General features: G+C 72.1%; 14 protein-coding genes. 6 read left to right on the top strand and 8 right to left on the bottom strand.

The genetic code is table 11. The features are described 5' to 3' along the window. The 3 genes from RIV14_RS09310 to RIV14_RS09300 all read left to right on the top strand — a co-directional run. A partial coding sequence (locus RIV14_RS09310) for a hypothetical protein (RefSeq protein ID WP_309325158.1) occupies positions 1–1,130 on the top strand: 1,130 nt, incomplete at its 5' end. A gap of 105 nt (positions 1,131–1,235) precedes the next feature. After that, positions 1,236–1,739 (top strand): nodulation protein NfeD, encoded by a 504-nt coding sequence (locus tag RIV14_RS09305; protein ID WP_075371509.1) that lies wholly within the window; start codon positions 1,236–1,238, stop codon positions 1,737–1,739. A gap of 103 nt (positions 1,740–1,842) precedes the next feature. Then, a complete protein-coding gene (locus RIV14_RS09300) occupies positions 1,843–3,312 on the top strand; it encodes a flotillin family protein (protein WP_075371508.1) in 1,470 nt (489 codons plus the stop codon). A 193-nt stretch (positions 3,313–3,505) separates the two neighbouring features. Here the strand turns inward: RIV14_RS09300 and RIV14_RS09295 are convergent, their stop codons facing one another. Then, a complete protein-coding gene (locus RIV14_RS09295; protein ID WP_075371507.1) occupies positions 3,506–4,888 on the bottom strand; it encodes an MFS transporter in 1,383 nt (460 codons plus the stop codon). Between the two features lie 211 nt (positions 4,889–5,099). Here RIV14_RS09295 and tkt point away from each other — a divergent pair, with 211 nt between their 5' ends. From tkt to disA, 3 genes are all read left to right on the top strand, one after another. Beyond that, positions 5,100–7,190 (top strand): transketolase, encoded by a 2,091-nt coding sequence (tkt, locus tag RIV14_RS09290; RefSeq protein WP_178387799.1) that lies wholly within the window; start codon positions 5,100–5,102, stop codon positions 7,188–7,190. 141 nt (positions 7,191–7,331) lie between these two features. Then, a complete protein-coding gene (gene radA / locus RIV14_RS09285) occupies positions 7,332–8,750 on the top strand; it encodes a DNA repair protein RadA (RefSeq protein WP_075371505.1) in 1,419 nt (472 codons plus the stop codon). Positions 8,751–9,079: 329 nt separating this feature from the next. Further along, on the top strand, positions 9,080–10,150 hold the full coding sequence (gene disA, locus RIV14_RS09280; RefSeq protein WP_141759123.1) for a DNA integrity scanning diadenylate cyclase DisA: 1,071 nt from the start codon (positions 9,080–9,082) through the stop codon (positions 10,148–10,150). Positions 10,151–10,208: 58 nt separating this feature from the next. Here disA and RIV14_RS09275 read toward each other — a convergent pair whose 3' ends face one another. The 7 genes from RIV14_RS09275 to RIV14_RS09245 form a co-directional block, all read right to left on the bottom strand. After that, positions 10,209–11,456, bottom strand: a complete 1,248-nt coding sequence (locus tag RIV14_RS09275) for a hypothetical protein (protein ID WP_256698880.1) — start codon at positions 11,454–11,456, stop codon at positions 10,209–10,211. Positions 11,457–11,655: 199 nt separating this feature from the next. Then, complete coding sequence (locus RIV14_RS09270) at positions 11,656–12,642, bottom strand: HhH-GPD family protein (RefSeq protein WP_075371504.1); 987 nt, start codon at positions 12,640–12,642, stop codon at positions 11,656–11,658. 131 nt (positions 12,643–12,773) lie between these two features. Continuing rightward, positions 12,774–12,959 carry a hypothetical protein gene (locus RIV14_RS09265; RefSeq protein WP_256698877.1) on the bottom strand — a complete coding sequence of 62 codons (186 nt, stop codon included), beginning with the start codon at positions 12,957–12,959 and terminating at the stop codon, positions 12,774–12,776. 457 nt (positions 12,960–13,416) lie between these two features. Further along, positions 13,417–14,295: a hypothetical protein gene (locus tag RIV14_RS09260; RefSeq protein WP_081381768.1), complete on the bottom strand. Its 879-nt coding sequence runs from the start codon at positions 14,293–14,295 to the stop codon at positions 13,417–13,419. Between the two features lie 121 nt (positions 14,296–14,416). Next, positions 14,417–14,902: a hypothetical protein gene (locus RIV14_RS09255; protein ID WP_075371502.1), complete on the bottom strand. Its 486-nt coding sequence runs from the start codon at positions 14,900–14,902 to the stop codon at positions 14,417–14,419. A 139-nt stretch (positions 14,903–15,041) separates the two neighbouring features. Next, a complete protein-coding gene (locus RIV14_RS09250) occupies positions 15,042–15,674 on the bottom strand; it encodes an amino-acid N-acetyltransferase (RefSeq protein ID WP_075371501.1) in 633 nt (210 codons plus the stop codon). Positions 15,675–15,801: 127 nt separating this feature from the next. Next, positions 15,802–16,947 carry a sugar-binding transcriptional regulator gene (locus RIV14_RS09245; RefSeq protein ID WP_075371500.1) on the bottom strand — a complete coding sequence of 382 codons (1,146 nt, stop codon included), beginning with the start codon at positions 16,945–16,947 and terminating at the stop codon, positions 15,802–15,804. Between the last annotated feature and the right edge of the window lie 323 nt (positions 16,948–17,270).

Below are 17,270 nucleotides of genomic sequence, written 5' to 3'. Positions count from 1 at the left end.
CCGCGCTCCCTCGGGAGCTGCAGCCCGACGCGCCCTCGGGGCCGTCCACCGCCTCACTGGCCGAGGCCCTGTCACAGGCCGCCGGCGCCCAGCCGGCACCGCCCCGGGAGATCTCGGCACGTGAGGGCCAGTCCCAGCAGTCCCCGGCGGGCCCGACGAGTCACCGGGCCCCCCAGGCGAGCAGGGGAGTCTTCGAGGATCCGACCCCCAGCCGCATCTCCCGGCGTCGACGCGCCCAGGCCGCCCTGACCGGTTCATCCATGCAGGCGGCCGCGGCTCCCGATGCGGTGACGGTCTCGGGGACAGTGACGACATCGCCTCTGTCCGCCTCCATGGTTCCGACCTCGGGTGCATCGACGGCCTCGGCCAACACCGTGGAGACCGAACCGGTCCTCGCCTCGATCCCCTCCGAGACGCCGGCCGGGCGCCACGCCACCGAGGCGCCCGCGTCACTGGTCGCAGCGGCTGCGTCCACCAGCGCTGCACCGGCCAGGCCCCAGCCGACCCAGCCGCACCCCGAGCACACCCTCGCCCAGGCGGGCCCGCCGCCCGCACGCCAGGACGTGTCACCTGGGAGGGCCGCGGCGGTGTCCGTGCAGACCGTCGCGGTGGCCACAGGCCCCCAGCCGTCCCCGGTGGTGCCCGCCACTGCGGGCCCGGCCACAGCCGCAGGCCCGACGGGGGCGTCCGGCTACGGACTCCTCCCGCCTCAGGGCGCGCCCCAGGCACCCGCGGAAGCGCCGGGAGGCGCCGGCCGCCCCGTACCCGACCCGTCCGGCCCGCCCATCCTCACTGCGTCCCAGCATGCTGACCAGTCCTCCGCAGTGGCTGCCGCCGAAGCCGTGCCCGCCGACGCCGTCGGAGCTCACCGGGCGGCAGCGGTCATGGCTAGCAGCACTGACAGCGCTGCCGGCACTGCCGGCACTGCCGGCACTGCCGGCACTGTCAGCACTGCGGGCACAGCCGCCCCGGCCGACTCTGATCAAGAGGTCGATCCGGCCATGCAGGAGACCATGACCATTCCCACCAACCCCTCTGCTGCGACGGCCATCCCGACGGCGACGTCCTGGTCCTCGACTGCGCCGTCCCTGCAGGACTCCGGTCGGCTGCCGCAAGCCCGCGGCGCCTGAGTCCAACCGGATTGTTCTTCCCACCCAAACACGGCTTCACCTCCCGGCCCGCGTGGCAGAATCCAGGTGTCGCAGGCCGAGGGGCCTGCGCGGAAGGGAGCTGGTGTGGGCATCTTCGCCTGGTGCGCGATCATCGGCTGCACCGTCCTGGTGTCCGGCATCCTGTTCGACGGACTGCTGGACGCCTTCCTCCCCGACGGGCTCGTGCCGATCCTCGCGCTGCCGGTGGCCGTGTTCGGCGCCATCGGCATGGGGGTGACGGCGGCGACGGGCTCGACCGCCACACAGGTGCCGGCGGCGGTGCTGTGGGGCGTTCCCGCCGCGGCGGCCGTCGCGTCCGGCGCGCTCATGCGCTGGCTGTGGAACCGGCTCCGGCGCTCCATGCCGTTGGACACGGCTCCGCCCACCGCCGCGGAGCTGGTCGGCGAGAAGGTCACCGTCCTGTGGTGGAAGGACGGCAGCGGCGAGGTTCGTGCCATCACGCGCGGCAACCAGCTCACCTTGCCGGCGCGCTCCGAGCAGCCGCTGCACTCAGGGCAGAGCGCCTGGGTGCTCGACGCCGTCGACTCCACCCTGGACATCGCCCCCTGGGAGCAGATCAGCAGCTGAGCCCACCAGGGGCCGCTGACGGACCGTACGCCCCGCCCGTTGCTCGTGCCGCCTGCCCGCCGTCCTCCTTCATCCCATCTCCCCGCACAGAAAGGAACCCCGCATGGACGTATCAGTCATCGGCCTGATCGTCGTCGCCGTCATCATCGTACTGGCGGCGGTCGCCTACCTGTTCAGCCGCATCGTCGTCGTCCCCTCCAACCTCACCGGCCTGATCTCCGGGTCGAACCGGGGCACGGTCAAGATCATTCACCCCGGTGGGCGCGACTTCGTCCTGCCGGTCATCCAGTCCATCCAGTACCTGCCCTTCACCCAGACCACGATCGGTTTCAAGGTCACCGCCGAGGACGAGAACAAGATCAACGTCAACGTCGCCGCCGTGGCCGCCGTCAAGGTGGGCGACTCCGACGAGCAGGTGCGCGCCGCGGCCAAGCGCTTCCTGGGCAAGCCCAACACGGACCAGGCCATCGCCGACTCCGCCCGCGAGGCGCTCATCGGCTCCCTGCGCTCGATCATCGGCCACATGACGGTCACCGACCTCATCTCCGACCGCGACGCCCTTCAGCGCAACGTCTTCGACGACGCCAAGAGCATCATGGCCAACATGGGACTGGAGATCGACATGCTCCAGGTCTCCGAGATCACCGACGCCGGCGGCTACATCGAGTCCCTGGGCGTGCCCGAGCAGCAGCGCGTCGAGAAGGACGCCCGCATCGCGCGGGCCAACGCCGAGCGCGAGGCCCGCGACGCCGAGGTCACCTCCCGCCAGCAGATCGCCGAGCGCGAGCGCGACCTGTCGCTGCGTCAGGCCCAGCTCAAGGCCGAGACGGACAAGGCCCAGGCCGACGCCGACTCCGCCGGCCCGATCGCCCGCGCCGCCAAGGAACGCGAGATCGCCATCATCGGGCAGGAGGCCGCAGAGGCCAAGGCCGCCCTGACCGAGCGCGAGCTGGACTCCACGGTGCGCAAGCCCGCCGACGCCGCCCGCTACCAGCGCGAGCAGGAGGCTCAGGCCTCCAAGACCGAGGCGCTGCTGCGGGCCCAGGCCGAGGCCGAGCGCACCCGTCTGGACGCCGAGGCCCAGGCCCAGGCCACCGTGGCCCGGGCCGAGGCCGAGGCCAAGGCGACCGCCGCCCGGGCCCGCGCCGAGGCCGAGGCCATCGCGTCCCGGGGTCAGGCCGAGGCCGACACGATCCGCGCCGCCGGTGAGGCCGAGGCCAAGGCCATGAGCGACAAGGCGGACGCCCTGGCCAAGTACGGCGAGGCCGCCACCCGCCAGATGCTGCTGGACAAGGCCCCCGAGATCGCCAGGGCCCTGAGCGAGCCGCTGGCCAGCGTGCGAGACCTGTCGATCATCTCCACCGAGGGCGCCTCCGCCCTGCCCAAGGCGGTGGCCAACAACGTCGAACAGCTCGACCTCATCCTGCGCAGCCTCGTGGGCACCGGACTGACCGACATGGTAGGCGGCCACCTGCCGGGCTCGGACGCCCCCGCCGACGACACCGACCACGCCGAGCACGACAGCCGTGACGGCGGTACCCCGGTCGACGTCGTCGAGCAGCCGGCGCACTGACGCTGAAGCGCCACAGACCGAGAAGGCATCCACGTGGCCAGGTGCGGGACGTCTCCACCGCCCGCACCCGGCCACGTAGCACGCCCCCGTTGCTCCGAGTCGGCAGCGGACAGGTCACCAGCACCGGCACGTGCGGCGGCGGGCTCGCCCGCCTCGGCCCGCGGCCGCTGATGGCCTTGAAGCGCCGGGGCGCTCAGATGTCCTCGAGGGTCTCCCCCTTGGTCTCACGGGCCAGCAGGTAGACCAGGCCGCCCAGGACCAGCATGGCCGCGAAGAAGAGAAAGGCCGGGAAGACGGCCGCCAACGGATGCGCCAGCCCCTGGAGGCTGCCGGAGCCGATCATCGCCCCCATGAGCAGGGGCCCGAGGATCTTGGCGCTCGCACCGATGCCGTAGCCAAGGCCCAGGCCGGTCCCCCGGGCGTCGTTGGGGAACTGCTCGCCGCCGAAGGCGTTGAGGATCCCGAAGGCACCGTCGCCGAAGCCCATCGTGATGCAGATGCCGGTGAAGAAGACGACCCACGAGGTCTCCCAGTGGGCGGAGAAGGCCACGATGACCGCCCCGAGCGCCCCGAGGATCCCGAAGGAGAACAACGTCCAGCGCCGCCCGATCCGGTCGGCGAGCCAGGCCGAGGCCAGGCGCCCGAGCAGATCCACCAGGGAGACCCCCATGAAGAGCGTCCCCACGGCGTCGGCGCCGATGTCGGTGAAGCCGACCTCCAGGAGCGTCTGCCCCCAGGACTGCACGGTGAAGGAGCCCAGGATGAAGCAGAAGGAGCCGGCCGAGACGATGAGCAGGGCCCGCAGGTGCTCGCGCAGCAGCTCTCGGTAGGCGACGCGCGGCCCGGTCCGCACCGGCGGCAGGGCTCCGACGGCGTCGGGACTCAGCTCCAGGGCCCAGGCGATGGACTCGCGGGCCTCGCGCTCGCGGCCCTGGGAGATCAGGAAGCGGGGCGACTCCGGGACGAGCCGGATCCAGGCCAGCAGGAGAATCGGGACGACCCCCAGCGCGATGAGGCCGCGCCAGCTGTCATGCAGGACCCGCTGCGCCAGGGAACCCAGGAAGAGCCCCAGCGGGATGAACACCGAGCCCAGCCCGGCCAGCAGGCCCCGCTGCCTGGTGGGCACGAACTCCTGGACGTAGGGGATGGAGACGATGTTGAGGCCCCCGACGCCCACACCGACCAGCACCCGCAGGAGGGCCAGCATCATCCACCAGCCGGTGGGGGTGAACACCGAGGCCAGGGTGAAGACGGTGAACAGCAGGACGCACCAGAAGAAGGTGCGTCGTCGGCCCATCCGGTCGGCGGCCCGGCCCCACAGGACCGAGCCGAGCACCGTCCCGAGCCCGGAGCACGCCAGGATGACACCGGTCTCGAATCCGCCCAGGCTCCACTCCTTCTGGAGCTGGACGACGGCGAAGCCGATGAGGAACATGTCGAAGAACTCAGAGACGTTGGCGACAATCGCCAGAGCGATGATGCTTCGCTGATGGCCCGTCAGGGGCCGGGAGTCGATCTGCTCCAAAGCGCTGCCGTGCTCCACCGACGGCGCCACGCGTCCTCTTGCTGTGCCCATATGCGACCCAATCTACGGGCAAGGACGGCCGCGTCCGGGGACAGGCCCCGAGTGTGAGAGACACACGCGCTCACGCCTGTACTTGCCCGCCCCCACGGAAGCGGGAAGGATCACCCTTGATGCCCGCCCATGGTTGCACCGTGATGCACCACCGTCACGGCGCCCGTGGCCACGGGCAAGACGCACCCTCATGCACAAGGAGTCCTCCGTTATGAGCGCTGAGCCGCTGCTCACCGACCTCGACCGTCAGACCATCGCGGTGTCCAAGGCCCTGGCCGCCGACGCCGTGGAGAAGGCCGGGTCCGGGCACCCCGGTACGCCGATCTCCCTGGCGGGAGTGGCGTGGCTGCTCTACCAGCGTGAGATGGTCCACGACCCGCTCGACCCGGGCTGGCTGGGACGCGACCGGTTCGTCCTGTCCATCGGGCACGCCTCGCTGATGCAGTACATCCAGCTGTTCCTGGCCGGCTACGACATCGACCTGGAGGGCTTCACGGCCTTCCGCACCCCGGCCGGCCTGCCGGGTCACCCCGAGTTCGGTGAGATTGCCGGGGTGGAGACCACCACGGGCCCGCTGGGGGCGGGTTTCGCCAACGCGGTGGGCCTGGCGATGGCGGCGCGCCGCGAGCACGGGCTGCTCGACGCCGGCACCGCGCTGGGCGAGTCGGTCTTCGACCACTTCGTCTACACGGTCCTGGGCGACGGCTGCATGCAGGAGGGCGTGACCTCGGAGGCCGCCTCCCTGGCCGGCACCCAGCAGCTGGGCAACCTCATCGCCATCTACGACGACAACGACATCTCCATCGAGGGCAACACGGACATCGCCTTCACCGAGGACGTCTCGGCCCGCTTCGAGGCCTACGGCTGGCAGGTGCTCGACGTCGACTGGCGCACCGGCCCCGACGGCTACGCGGAGGACCTCCAGGCGCTGCACGAGGCCATCGTGGCGGCCCGCGCCGAGAGCACGCGCCCGTCGCTGATCCGCCTGCACACGCTCATCGCCTGGCCCGCCCCGACCAAGCAGGGCCAGGCCTCCTCCCACGGCTCCAAGCTCGGGGCCGAGGAGATCGCCGGGCTCAAGCGGGCCCTGGGCCTGGACCCCGAGCAGAGCTTCATCCTTCCCGAGGACGTCGTCTCCCACGCCCGCACGCGGGCCGCCGACAACGCCCGGGCCGCCCGAGCGGGCTGGGAGGAGCGCTTCGCGGCCTGGCAGCGGGCCAACCCCGCCGGTGCCGCGCTGCTGGAGCGTCTTGAGGCCCACCGCCTGCCCGAGGGCCTTGAGGCGGCTCTGCCGACCTGGGAGGTGGGTGAGTCCCTGGCGACCCGTGCGGCGTCGGGCAAGGTGCTCTCCGCCCTGGCCGGCGTGGTGCCCGAGCTGTGGGGCGGGTCGGCGGACCTGGCCGGCTCGAACAACACGACCATGTCCGGCGAGCCCTCCTTCCTGCCCGCCGCTCTGGCGCAGTCCGAGGGCGATGGGCCCTTCGGGCGCACCCTCCACTTCGGTGTGCGCGAGCACGCCATGGGCTCGATCCTCAACGGGATCGCCCTGGACGGACTCACCCGCCCCTACGGGGGCACCTTCATGGTGTTCTCCGACTACATGCGCCCGGCCGTGCGCCTAGCGGCGCTCATGGGGATCGGTCCGGTCTTCGTGTGGTCCCACGACTCCATCGGGGTCGGTGAGGACGGCCCCACCCACCAGCCGATCGAGCACCTGGCGGCGCTGCGAGCGATCCCCGGCCTGGCCGTGGTGCGCCCCGGGGACGCCAACGAGACCGCCGCGGCCTGGGCGGAGATCCTGCGCCGTCACGATGAGCCGGCCGGCATCGCCCTGTCGCGTCAGAACCTCACCGTGAGCGCCTCCGCTGCCGCTGCCGCCGAGGGCGTGCGCCGCGGCGCCTACGTCCTGGCCGAGGCCACCGACGCCGATGGGCGCCAGACGGCCCCCGAGGTCGTCCTGATCGCCACCGGCTCCGAGGTCGGGGTGGCCGTGGCCGCCCGGGACATCCTTCAGGAGGAGGGCACCCCCACCCGGGTGGTCTCCGCCCCCTGCCTGGAGTGGTTCGCCCAGCAGGACGCCGCCTACCGGAAGCAGGTGCTGCCGGCCGGCACCGCCAGGGTCGCCATCGAGGCGGGCATCGCCCTGGGCTGGCGCGAGATCGTTGGCGACGCCGGTGAGATCGTCTCCATCGACCACTACGGTTCCTCCGCCCCCGGCACCGCCCTGTTCGAGGAGCACGGCTTCACCGGACGCGACGTCGCCCAGCGGGCCCGCCAGGCGCTGGCCCGCACCCGCGGCTGACGCCCAGCCCGCCCGCCGCCCCACCAGCACCGAGCCGGGCATTTTTCGCGTAGCCCTACAGAAAAACCGTAGGGCTACGCGAAAAATGCCCGGCTCGACGTGTGGGGAATAGATGTCGGTGGACCCCGATACTCTCCGGTCATGCCCGCATCGAAGAGTCCCAAGGCCCCCAAGGTCTCCTACTGCTGCACCGAGTGCGGCTGGTCCAGCCCCAAGTGGATGGGCCAGTGCCGCGAGTGCCGCGAGTGGGGAACCCTGGAGGAGACTCAGGTCTCCGGCTCCCCGAGCGGGGGTACCGGTGGCGCCCTGAGCGCCGGCGCCGTGCGGCCGACGGTGGCCGCCCGCCCCATCGGGGAGGTCAGCGCCACGGAGGCCCGGGCCCGCCCCACCGGGGTGGGCGAGCTGGACCGGGTTCTGGGCGGCGGGATCGTGCCGGGCGCCGTCGTGCTGCTGGCCGGCGAGCCCGGGGTCGGCAAGTCCACACTGCTGCTCGACGTCGCCGCGAAGGCCGCCGCCGTGGCGCGCAAGCGCGGGGACGGGCCGGTCCTCTACGTCACCGGGGAGGAGTCAGCCTCGCAGGTGCGGCTGCGGGCCGAGCGCATCGACGCCCTGGATCCCGGGCTGCTCCTGGCCGCGGAGACCGAGCTGGGGGCCCTGCTGGGGCACGTGGAGGCGACCGGTCCCTCCCTGCTGGTGGTGGACTCGGTCCAGACCATCGCCTCGGCCCAGGTCGAGGGCAGTGCCGGGGGCGTCACCCAGGTGCGGGCCGTGGCCGGCGCACTCATCGCGGTGGCCAAGGAGCGCAACATCCCGGTGCTGCTCGTGGGTCACGTCACCAAGGACGGCGGGATCGCCGGGCCCCGGGTCCTGGAGCACCTGGTCGACGTCGTCACCCAGTTCGAGGGGGACCGCCACGCCCGCCTGCGGCTGCTGCGGGCCGTCAAGAACCGCTACGGCCCCACCGATGAGGTCGGCTGCTTTGACCTGGGTGAGCGGGGCATCGTGGGGCTGGCGGACCCCTCGGGCCTGTTCCTGTCCGCCGCCCGCTCCGAGGTGCCGGGCACCTGCGCCACCGTGACCCTGGAGGGGCGCCGCCCCATGCCGGTGGAGATCCAAGCGCTCGTGGCCCCCACCAACGCCGGCTCCCCGCGGCGCACCACCTCCGGGGTGGACCACTCGCGCACGGCCATGGCGCTGGCCGTCCTCAGCGCCCGACTGCGGGTGGACACCTCCAGCGCGGACGTCTACGTCTCCACCGTGGGCGGGGCGCGCGCCGTCGAGCCGGCCACGGACCTGGCCGTGGCCATCTCCGTGGTCTCGGCCGCGCGCAACCTGCCCACGCCCGCCGGCCTGGTGGCCTTCGGCGAGGTGGGGCTCACCGGTGAGGTGCGGGCCACGGTCGGCATCCAGCGGCGCCTGGCGGAGGCCTCGCGTCTCGGCTTCGATCGGGCGATCGTGCCGCTGGCGGGCTCGGCCGAGCTGCGCGAGGTCGCCGGGATGCAGGTGCTGCCGGTGGCGCACGTGGGTGAGGCCATGGGGGCGGCGCTCCCGCGCGGCTGACAGGACAGCACGCCAACATGGGCAGCACGGCCAACGCAGGCAATGCAGGCAACGCAGGCAATGCAGGCAAACCCCGGGGTGAGGGGCGGACAGGGTGCCGAGCAGCCGACGTGTCCGCCATGGACTCGCCGGGCGGCGTCAACAGACCGACTGGTCCAGTGTGGGAAGGCCCTCTCCGAAGGTCGGCCCGCCTGCCGATACCATGGGGGCGTGAGCACCGGGGTGTGCGCTCACCTGGATGCTGTGAGACCCGAAGGCCTCAGCACGGTCCGCGCCCCGGCAGGCTCACTGTGCGATCCCTCCCCCAGGACACCGCGAGATCAGGAGAGATGATGATCGAGGCCGCTGGCCAGCTGCACGAGACGCTTGCGCTCGTCGCTCCCGGCACCGTCCTTCGTGACGGCCTGGAGCGGATCCTGCGCGGACGTACCGGGGCGATCATCGTGCTGGGCTTCGACCCGGTGGTGGAGGCCATCTCCTCGGGCGGCTTCCACCTCGACGTCGAGCTCTCCGCGGCCCGCCTGCGTGAGCTGGCCAAGATGGACGGCGGCGTCGTCGTTGACATGGACACCGCCCGAATCCGGCGTGCCAACGTCCAGCTGCTGCCCAACGCCTCGATCCAGACCTCGGAGACGGGCATGCGTCACCGCACCGCCGAGCGCGTGGCCCGCCAGACCGGGTACCCGGTCATCTCCGTGAGCCAGTCCATGCGGATCATCTCCCTGTACGTCGACGGCAAGCGCCATGTCCTGGAGCCCAGCGAGTCGATCCTGGCCAGCGCCAACCAGGCCCTGTCCGCCCTGGAGCGATACAAGGCCCGCCTCGACCAGACCTCCGCCGGCCTGGACTCCCTGGAGATCGAGGACCTCGTCACCGTCCGTGACGTCACCTCGGTGCTTCAGCTCATGGAGATGGTTCGCCGCATCTCCGCCGACATCGACTCCTACGTCCTGGAGCTGGGCACCGACGGGCGCCTCCTGGCCCTCCAGGTCGAGGAGCTCACCCGGGGCCTGCTCGCCGAGCACGGCTTCCTCTTGGAGGACTACCTGCCCGAGGGGCTGGACACGGCCACCGTCGATGCGCGCCTGAAGTGGGTGGGCTCCCCCGCCCTCCTGGACCTGGCGATGGTGGCGCGCTCCATGGGCCTGGGCGGCATCGACGGCCAGGACCTGGACGCTCAGGTCTCCCCGCGCGGCCTGCGGATCCTCTCCAAGATCCCGCGTCTGCCCGTGGTGACGGCGCGCGCCGTCGTCGAGCAGTGGGGGTCCCTGCAGGGGGTCCTTGGCGCCACCATCGAGGAGCTCGAGGCCGTCGATGGCGTGGGCGCGCAGCGGGCCCGGACCCTGCGCGACGGGCTGTCACGGCTGGCGGAGATCTCCGTCGTCGAGCGCTACTCCTGAGCTGCCCGGTCGCGAGGCCTTGACGCCCCGCCCGGTTCCACCCGGCCGCAGAAGACCCTCAACTGACGACGAAGACCCGGTCCTCAGTGAGGTCCTTGCCCCCCATGACGAAGCGGAAACGGTAGGTCCCTGCCCCCGCGGCGCTGCCCGGGGCGGTCTGCGCCTGGCCCGCTGAAGGGCTCGCAGGGGAGGAGGCAGTGGCACTCGGACTCGACGTCGGGGAGGCCGATGCACCGGCCGAAGCAGCCGGGGAGGCCGGTGCAGCGGTGGCCGCCGCGCAGTCGGAGGTGGCCGCGTTGCCGTTCCAGGTCACGGTGACCTCGGCGCCCTTGCCCACCGGCAGGAGGAGGGCCCGCTCGGTCTGGCCCACGGGACACGTCAGGGAGTCCCACACCTGCTGAGAGCCCGAGGAGACCCTCACCCCCAGGGTCTGGCTGCCGACGTCGATCAGGCAGGGCGCCTGGCCGCTGTTGACCAGGGAGATGGAGAAGGTCGCCCCGGCGCCGACACCGACGGACTCGGGCCCCTGCACCGTGCTCGACAGGGCCGAGGGGTCACACTTACCCGGCGTGGGGTAGACGGTGTGCACCTGAGCTGCGGCGCGCTCCTCATCCTGGGTGCGGATGGTGTTGCGGGCCCAGAGGTAGCCGACAACGATGGTCACGATGAGCAGCAGGAGGATCAGCAGGACTCCGCCCAGTACCAGGGCACGGCGCAGACCGTAGCGGGGCTGTGGCGGGACCGGCTTGCGCAGGCGCCCGCTGCGGGGCTGGTCCGGCCTCTGCGGGATCGAGTCGGGAGCGCCGGTGAGTCGCCCGCCGCCGATGCGGGCCCACTGGAGGCCCGCACCCCAGCCGTTTTTTCGGCGACGATCGGAGCGGGCGGCCTGAGTCGAGCTCGTCCGGGCGGAGCGGGCGGTTCCCGGAGCGGCCTGCCGTGAGCGGGATGTCGAGGTTCCCTGGCCGCCCTGGGGGGACCTGCGGTTCTTGCCGGCCTGGGCCGGCGTGCCCGAGTGCCCGCCGGTGGGTCTGCCCGTCTGCCCCGAGTGCAGGGGGTGTCCGGTGGACTTGGCGCCTGAAGCGCGGCCGCCCCGTCCCTTGGCCTGGGAGGATCTGGGCGCCCCGCCGGAGCGGGCTGAGGCCGGCTGCCCGGCGCCCGACCGCGGCCCGCCGCCGGAACCACCCTGCCGGTGGGGCCGGGACTGGGAGCCCGAGGACGAACGCCCCGATGAGGAGCCTGCGCCACGACGGGCTGAGCCTCGTCGTCCTGCGCTTTCCCCATGGTTGCGTCCGCGTCCTTTGGCCATGGTCACGACTCTACCGGCGCCACGACTCCAGGCCCGTGAGCGCCCCGCCCCGGCGATGCGCAGGCCCGTGAGACCTTCGTCGTTGTCCGCGCGGGGCCGACGCCGGCTGCCCGGCGCCGCACGGGTTCCGAGGGCCGGTCCCCCACCGCCCTGTGCGTCCCCGGCCGTCCGGCGGGGCGGTACGCGGATCGGTGGGCGGTTAGGGGAGGCGGTAGGTGGCGCCGTCGTCGTCGGTGGCGATGAGCCCGTCGGTCAGGAGGGTGGCCAGGGCGCGCACCGGCTGCTGGGGATCGGGGGCTCCGCCGGAGGCTCGCGCCCCCGCCCTGGCGGCGCAGGCCATGAGCTCACCGGCCTCGACGCACCGCCCGTCGGGGGCCTTGCGCAGGCGGGCCATGACCAGCCCGCGGGCCTGGCGGTCGGTGCCGTGCCAGGCCTGAGTGCGACGTCGGCCCGCGTGGATGTCCGCGGGACGGCCGGCAGCCAGCCAGGCACAGCTCGCCCGCCACGGGCAGGCCCCGCAGTCCGGCTCGCGGGCGGTGCACACCAGGGCGCCGAGCTCCATGACGGCCACCGACCAGTGAGCGGCGGTGGCGTCGTCGTCGGGCAGCAGGCTCAGTGCCCGCTCACGCTCGGCCCGGTTGAGGCTGGGGGCAGGAAGGGCCTGACCTGCGACAGCGCGGGCCAGGACCCGCCTGACATTCGTGTCCAGCACGAGGGCGCGCCGGCCGTGGGCGAAGGCCAGGACCGCGCCGGCCGTGTACTCCCCCACCCCGGGCAGAGCCAGAAGGGCGTCCAGGTCATCGGGTAGGACGCCGCCGTGCTGCTCGACGACGCTGCGGGCGCACTCGATGAGCCGCAGGGCCCGGCGCGGGTAGCCCAGGCGCCCCCAGACCCGCAGCACCTCAGCGGTGGGGGCCTGGGCGAGCTCGGTGGGGCCGGGCCAGCGCCGCATCCACTCCTGCCAGGCGGGGACGACACGGGTCACCGGGGTCTGCTGGCTCATGACCTCCGAGACGAGGACCTCCCACGGGGTCGTACCAGAACGGCGCCACGGCAGATCACGGGCGTGGGCGTCATACCAGGCCATGACGTCCTGCGCCGAGGGCTCGGCCGGATCGGCAGGCGGCGCCGGCTTGGCCGAGGTCGCAGCAGTGAGCGTGTCGTCAAGGGCGGGGCGGGCGGGCACGGGGGACACCGTAGCGGCAAGACCTTGGGCGGGGCCGGATACCTTCGTCACCAGCCGGCGAGAATCGTCGCACTCCCGCGCGTTCGTACGGTAGGCCTCCGGTTCGTACCCTTACCCTACGAACCCGAGGCTTAACCTACGAACGCACGGGCGTCCCCGGTGATGAGCATGGTGAAGCCGAGCGTGGAATCGTTCCCGCTGCCAACGATCGTCTTGAGCCCGGACGCCAGGAGCAGCAGCCCGACGGCGCCACACAGGACGAGCACGATCCAGCCGGACCCGGTTGTGGCGGTACGGCGGACCAACCTGTCGGTCACCGGCACAGCGGGTGCTCGCCCGGGACGACGCACCGGAGGCATGGACGTCTGAGCCTCGGGGACTCCCTGGAGCGCAGCGACGGGAACGGGGACCGGAGGGGCCGATGGCTGCTGGCTGCTCGGTCGGCCGTCGTTCGATCGACCGCCGCCACCCCGGCCGTACCCGGCCGAGTCGTACTGACCGGGTGCCCTCTGAGGAGTGGCCCCACCGTAGGGGGCGGGCCGGCTCCCGGGTTGGCGACAGGGAGCGGGCCGGCCGTAGGAAGAGCCTGTCGGTGGTTGCGTCATGGGAACCTCTTCATCAAGGTGGTCCGCACCAGATCGCGGGCGGTGGGGTGCCGTGAGCGTATTCCACACCGACCGCGACCGCACCGCCTCCAAGGGGCCAGTCCTCCCCATGGACCGAGAATGCTGGAGGAGGCTGCGCGTCCTCGACGTCCACCGTGTGCGCCCCGACTCAGGGGCGGTTCAGGCCCTGACGGCGCTCCTGCCTCGCTCGCAGTCCCTGCTGCACACCGAGCACGCCGTTGAGCTCGACGTACTCGCCCGTCTCCTGGGTGTATCCGCGCGCGACCGCCCACTCCCAGATGCGGTCCAGCTCGGCGGTGCCCTTTGCCTCCAGCGCCTGGCTGCTGACACCGGACCAGGTTAGACCGGCCAGCACGAATGCCTTGCCGTCGGGGTCGACGACGTGACCCTCGGCGTGACGGATCTGAACCCTGCCTGCGGCGGCGCTCAGGGCCGCCGGTGCGCCGGAGACCTTGACGAACAGCCCCGTGCGCGACCGGGGCCAGGGGACGTCGCGGCCCCTGCCGCCGGCCCCGATGTGGATGCCGGTGGCGTCGAACACCGTACGCACCGACATGAGGAACAGGATGCCGAGCAGCAGGAACAACCCGAGGAGCAGCAGGACGACAAAGCCGACCGTCGCCCCGTTGGCAAGGAGCTCCTTGACCGCCGCAACCAGGCACACCAGCCCAAAACCGCCGCCCACGAGGAACTGGATACGGCTGGCGGTCGTCGCCGTGGACTTGAGAACCAGCCTGTCCTGATCCACGGGGATGGGGCCGAGCTGGGAGGGCTGGTAACCGGATTGTGGGGCCGAGGAGAACTGCGGGCCAACCGGAACGTCATAGGGAGCCGGCTGACCCGCTCCGGGCCGGACGTACTGACCGTACTGGCCGGCAGCGGCCTGACTCGTCTGGCCGTACTGAGCCTGAGGTCCGGGGACACCGGCTTGACCGTACTGGTTCTGCTGGGCGGGATCGCCGTACTGACCATACTGGCCGTACTGACCGGGCTGACTGTAGGGGCCGTTGACCGGTGGCTGGCTCATGAGCACTTTCCTCACAGGTTCTTGGATGTACGGGAATACGACAAGACCTCGTCAGGCTACCGCGACGCCCCCGATGCAGCCCCGGTAGAACTCCCCATCGTCTCCTGGCCGCCCTCGGCGGCTATCTGCCACCGGTGAGACGGCGCAGCACCCTCACCCGCGGGGACCACGTCGCGGGACGGACGACCGTGCCCGTGGTCTCACGTTCGGCGTTGTCAAAGAGGTCCTCGACGACGGCATCGTGCAGGGGCTCAACCACGGCCGAGAACATGAGCCGCATGGCGCCACGGGTACGGCCGATGAGGACGTGGCGGATGCGGGTGCGCTTCTCGTCCAGGGCGTCGAGACTCAGCTCGTGGGCACCGATGATCCCTGTTCGCGGACGGAAGGTGAACCGCACTCGCCGGCCGGGCTCGTACTCGCTGACGTAGTAGCAGATGGCTCCGTGGCCGCCGTCGGCTCCCAGCGCCAGTGGCCGGTCCAGGACCATCGGCGGCCAGTACCGCGAGGGCCAGAGTCGATCGTCCTTCTGCCCGAGCCCGTTGAGCAGGGCGCCCAGGGGCTCGAGCGAAGCGTTGATGACACGTTCGTGAACGTTGCGGATCATGGGTGCTCCTCCACGGTTATCGCATGGCTGTCGCACAGTTGTCGGCTGCTTGTCCAAAAGGATCGCACCCAACCATGAGATCACACGGGACCGCGGCCCGCCGCAGCGAAGCGCACCCGGCCCACCCAGGGTGGTCAGCTCACAGGTGCAGGAGCATGCGGGCGTTGCCCAGGGTGTTGGGCTTGACCCGGGCCAGGTCGAGGAACTCAGCCAGGCCGTCGTCGTGGGAGCGCAGCATCTCGGCGAAGACGTCCATACCCACCGGGGTACCCTCGATGGGCACGAAGCCGTGGGCCCCGAAGAAGGGCTCCTCGAAGGTCAGGCAGAACACCCGCTTGAGCCCCATCTCCCGGGCCTGCGCGATGAGCTCACGCAGGATGGCCGACCCCAGTCCGGTCCCCACGGCGTCGGGGTGGACGGCCAGGGTACGCACCTCGGCGAGGTCATCCCACATGACGTGCAACGCCCCACAGCCCACGATCCTGGGCTCGGCCGGCACCTCTCCGCCGTCTGCCCCACCGGGCCCGGCGTCGCCGGGGATCTCCTCGGCGACGATGAACTCCTGGATGTCCTCGAAGTAGGAGATGAGGTCCTTGGAGACCAGGACGCGCCGCTCGGCGTAGGGACGCACCAGCTCAGCGATGGGGCGCACGTCCGCCGGGCGCGCCGGGCGCAGGATGCGGCGGGAGTCGTCGACCCCGTAGACCTCGGCCCGACGTGTCGTCCGGCCGGCGAGCAGGTGTTCATGTGTCATGACAGCAGTGCTGTTCATCGTTGTCCGCATTCAGTTAGGGCTCAGTTCTGGTCTTGGGCCCCGTGAGCCGGCGTTCCACCGGCGACGCCGGAGCCGCGAGCAGACCGCAGCGCGATCCGGGCCCACATCCTGCCACGTTCGCGGTTCATCGAGAACCGCCTCCCTTCTGGCCGCGGGCCTCGGCGAGCTCCAGGACGGCGCGGGCGGTGGCGTCGTCGACGATGAGATCGGTGGCGGTCCGGGCGCGCAGCGCGGCCAGCAGGGCGCGGGCCTTGCCGGTTCCCGCAGCCACGCACAGGCGGCGCGGAATGCGGGCGAGCTGGGCGGGAGTCGGGCCGGTGGCCCGGGCGTTGAGGGTGACGTCGCGCCAGGAGCCGTCGGCACGCAGCAGGACGGTGCACACGTCCCCCACCACGTTCTGGCGGCGCAGGACGGCCTGGTCCCGGGCCGTGAGGTGGCCACCCTCATAGACCTGGGAGGGCAGGGCCCCGTTGAGGGCGTCGAGGGCGCCGACGCCGAAGACGGCCAGGCTCGCGCGCCGCGCCACCGACAGGACCCGCTTGACCGAGCGCTCCGACCACATGGCCTCGCGGGTGGCCACATGGTCGAAGAAGGCCGGCACCGGGAAGGAGATCGTGCGCGCCCCCAGCGACATGCGCATCTGGGAGAGCACCTCACCGGCGCTGGGCCCCTCACGCATGGGATCCGAGGCGCCGTTGAGCTGGACGACGGTCAGCCCCGGAACGGGCCGCGAGGGCAGGGCGGCGCTGACCTCCGACATGGTGGTGCCCCAGGCGACGCCGACGACGACGCCTCCTGCGCCGACGTCCCGGCCCGCCCCGCCGGCCGCGCCGCGGTTCTCGCCCTCGGGGCCACCCGACTCAGGCGCACCGGCGCCTTCGGCCCCGCCCTGCTCGGCCAGGGCCCCGATGAGGTCGACCATGTGCGCGGCGGCGACGGAGGCGACCTGCTGGAGGCGGTGGATCTCCGTGGTGCCCTCGCGCACCGGGACGATATGCGTGCGGACCCCGAAGACCTGCGCCATCCGCCCCTCCAGGGAGCCGGCGCCACCGGGCTGGACCAGGCTGACCCGCACGACGCCCTCCTGGCGGGCACGCGCCAGGAGCCGGGAGACGGTGGAGCGGGACACCCCCAGGTGGTGGGCGATCACCTCCATCGTCTCGCCCTGGACGTAGTACATGGAGGCCGCCTCGTAGGCGCGCAGGAGGCCACCGGGGTCGGCGGTACTCGCCGCGCCCCCGACGGCGTCAGAAGCGGTTCTGCCAGTCACGTCATCCTCCTTCTTCTCCTCTTATCGACTTCTCCTCTTATCGACGACGGTGCCGTTCCACACAGCCGTCCCGTGCGGCGGGAGGGCGAGCCTCCCGGACACGACATCAGACGTCCCGGCGAGGAGGGCTGTACGCACAGATCAGCGGACATTCTTGTGGATACCTCAAAAGCCGTCTGCACATTAGTGCACGCACCTTGCGCATTCTCCCACACGCGGCGGACAGTGGTGTCCGACACCACAGACGGGCCGTGCGAGCGCGACGGAACACGTCGAGCCCCGGCGCCGGAAGCCGGGCTCTGACCTGCATCCGACCCGGCACC

This window comes from Actinomyces acetigenes (assembly GCF_031296635.1).
In the GTDB taxonomy this organism is placed as follows: domain Bacteria; phylum Actinomycetota; class Actinomycetes; order Actinomycetales; family Actinomycetaceae; genus Actinomyces; species Actinomyces acetigenes.
Note: the sequence above shows the minus strand (reverse complement) of the source record. Positions and strands in the feature narration are given on the sequence as shown.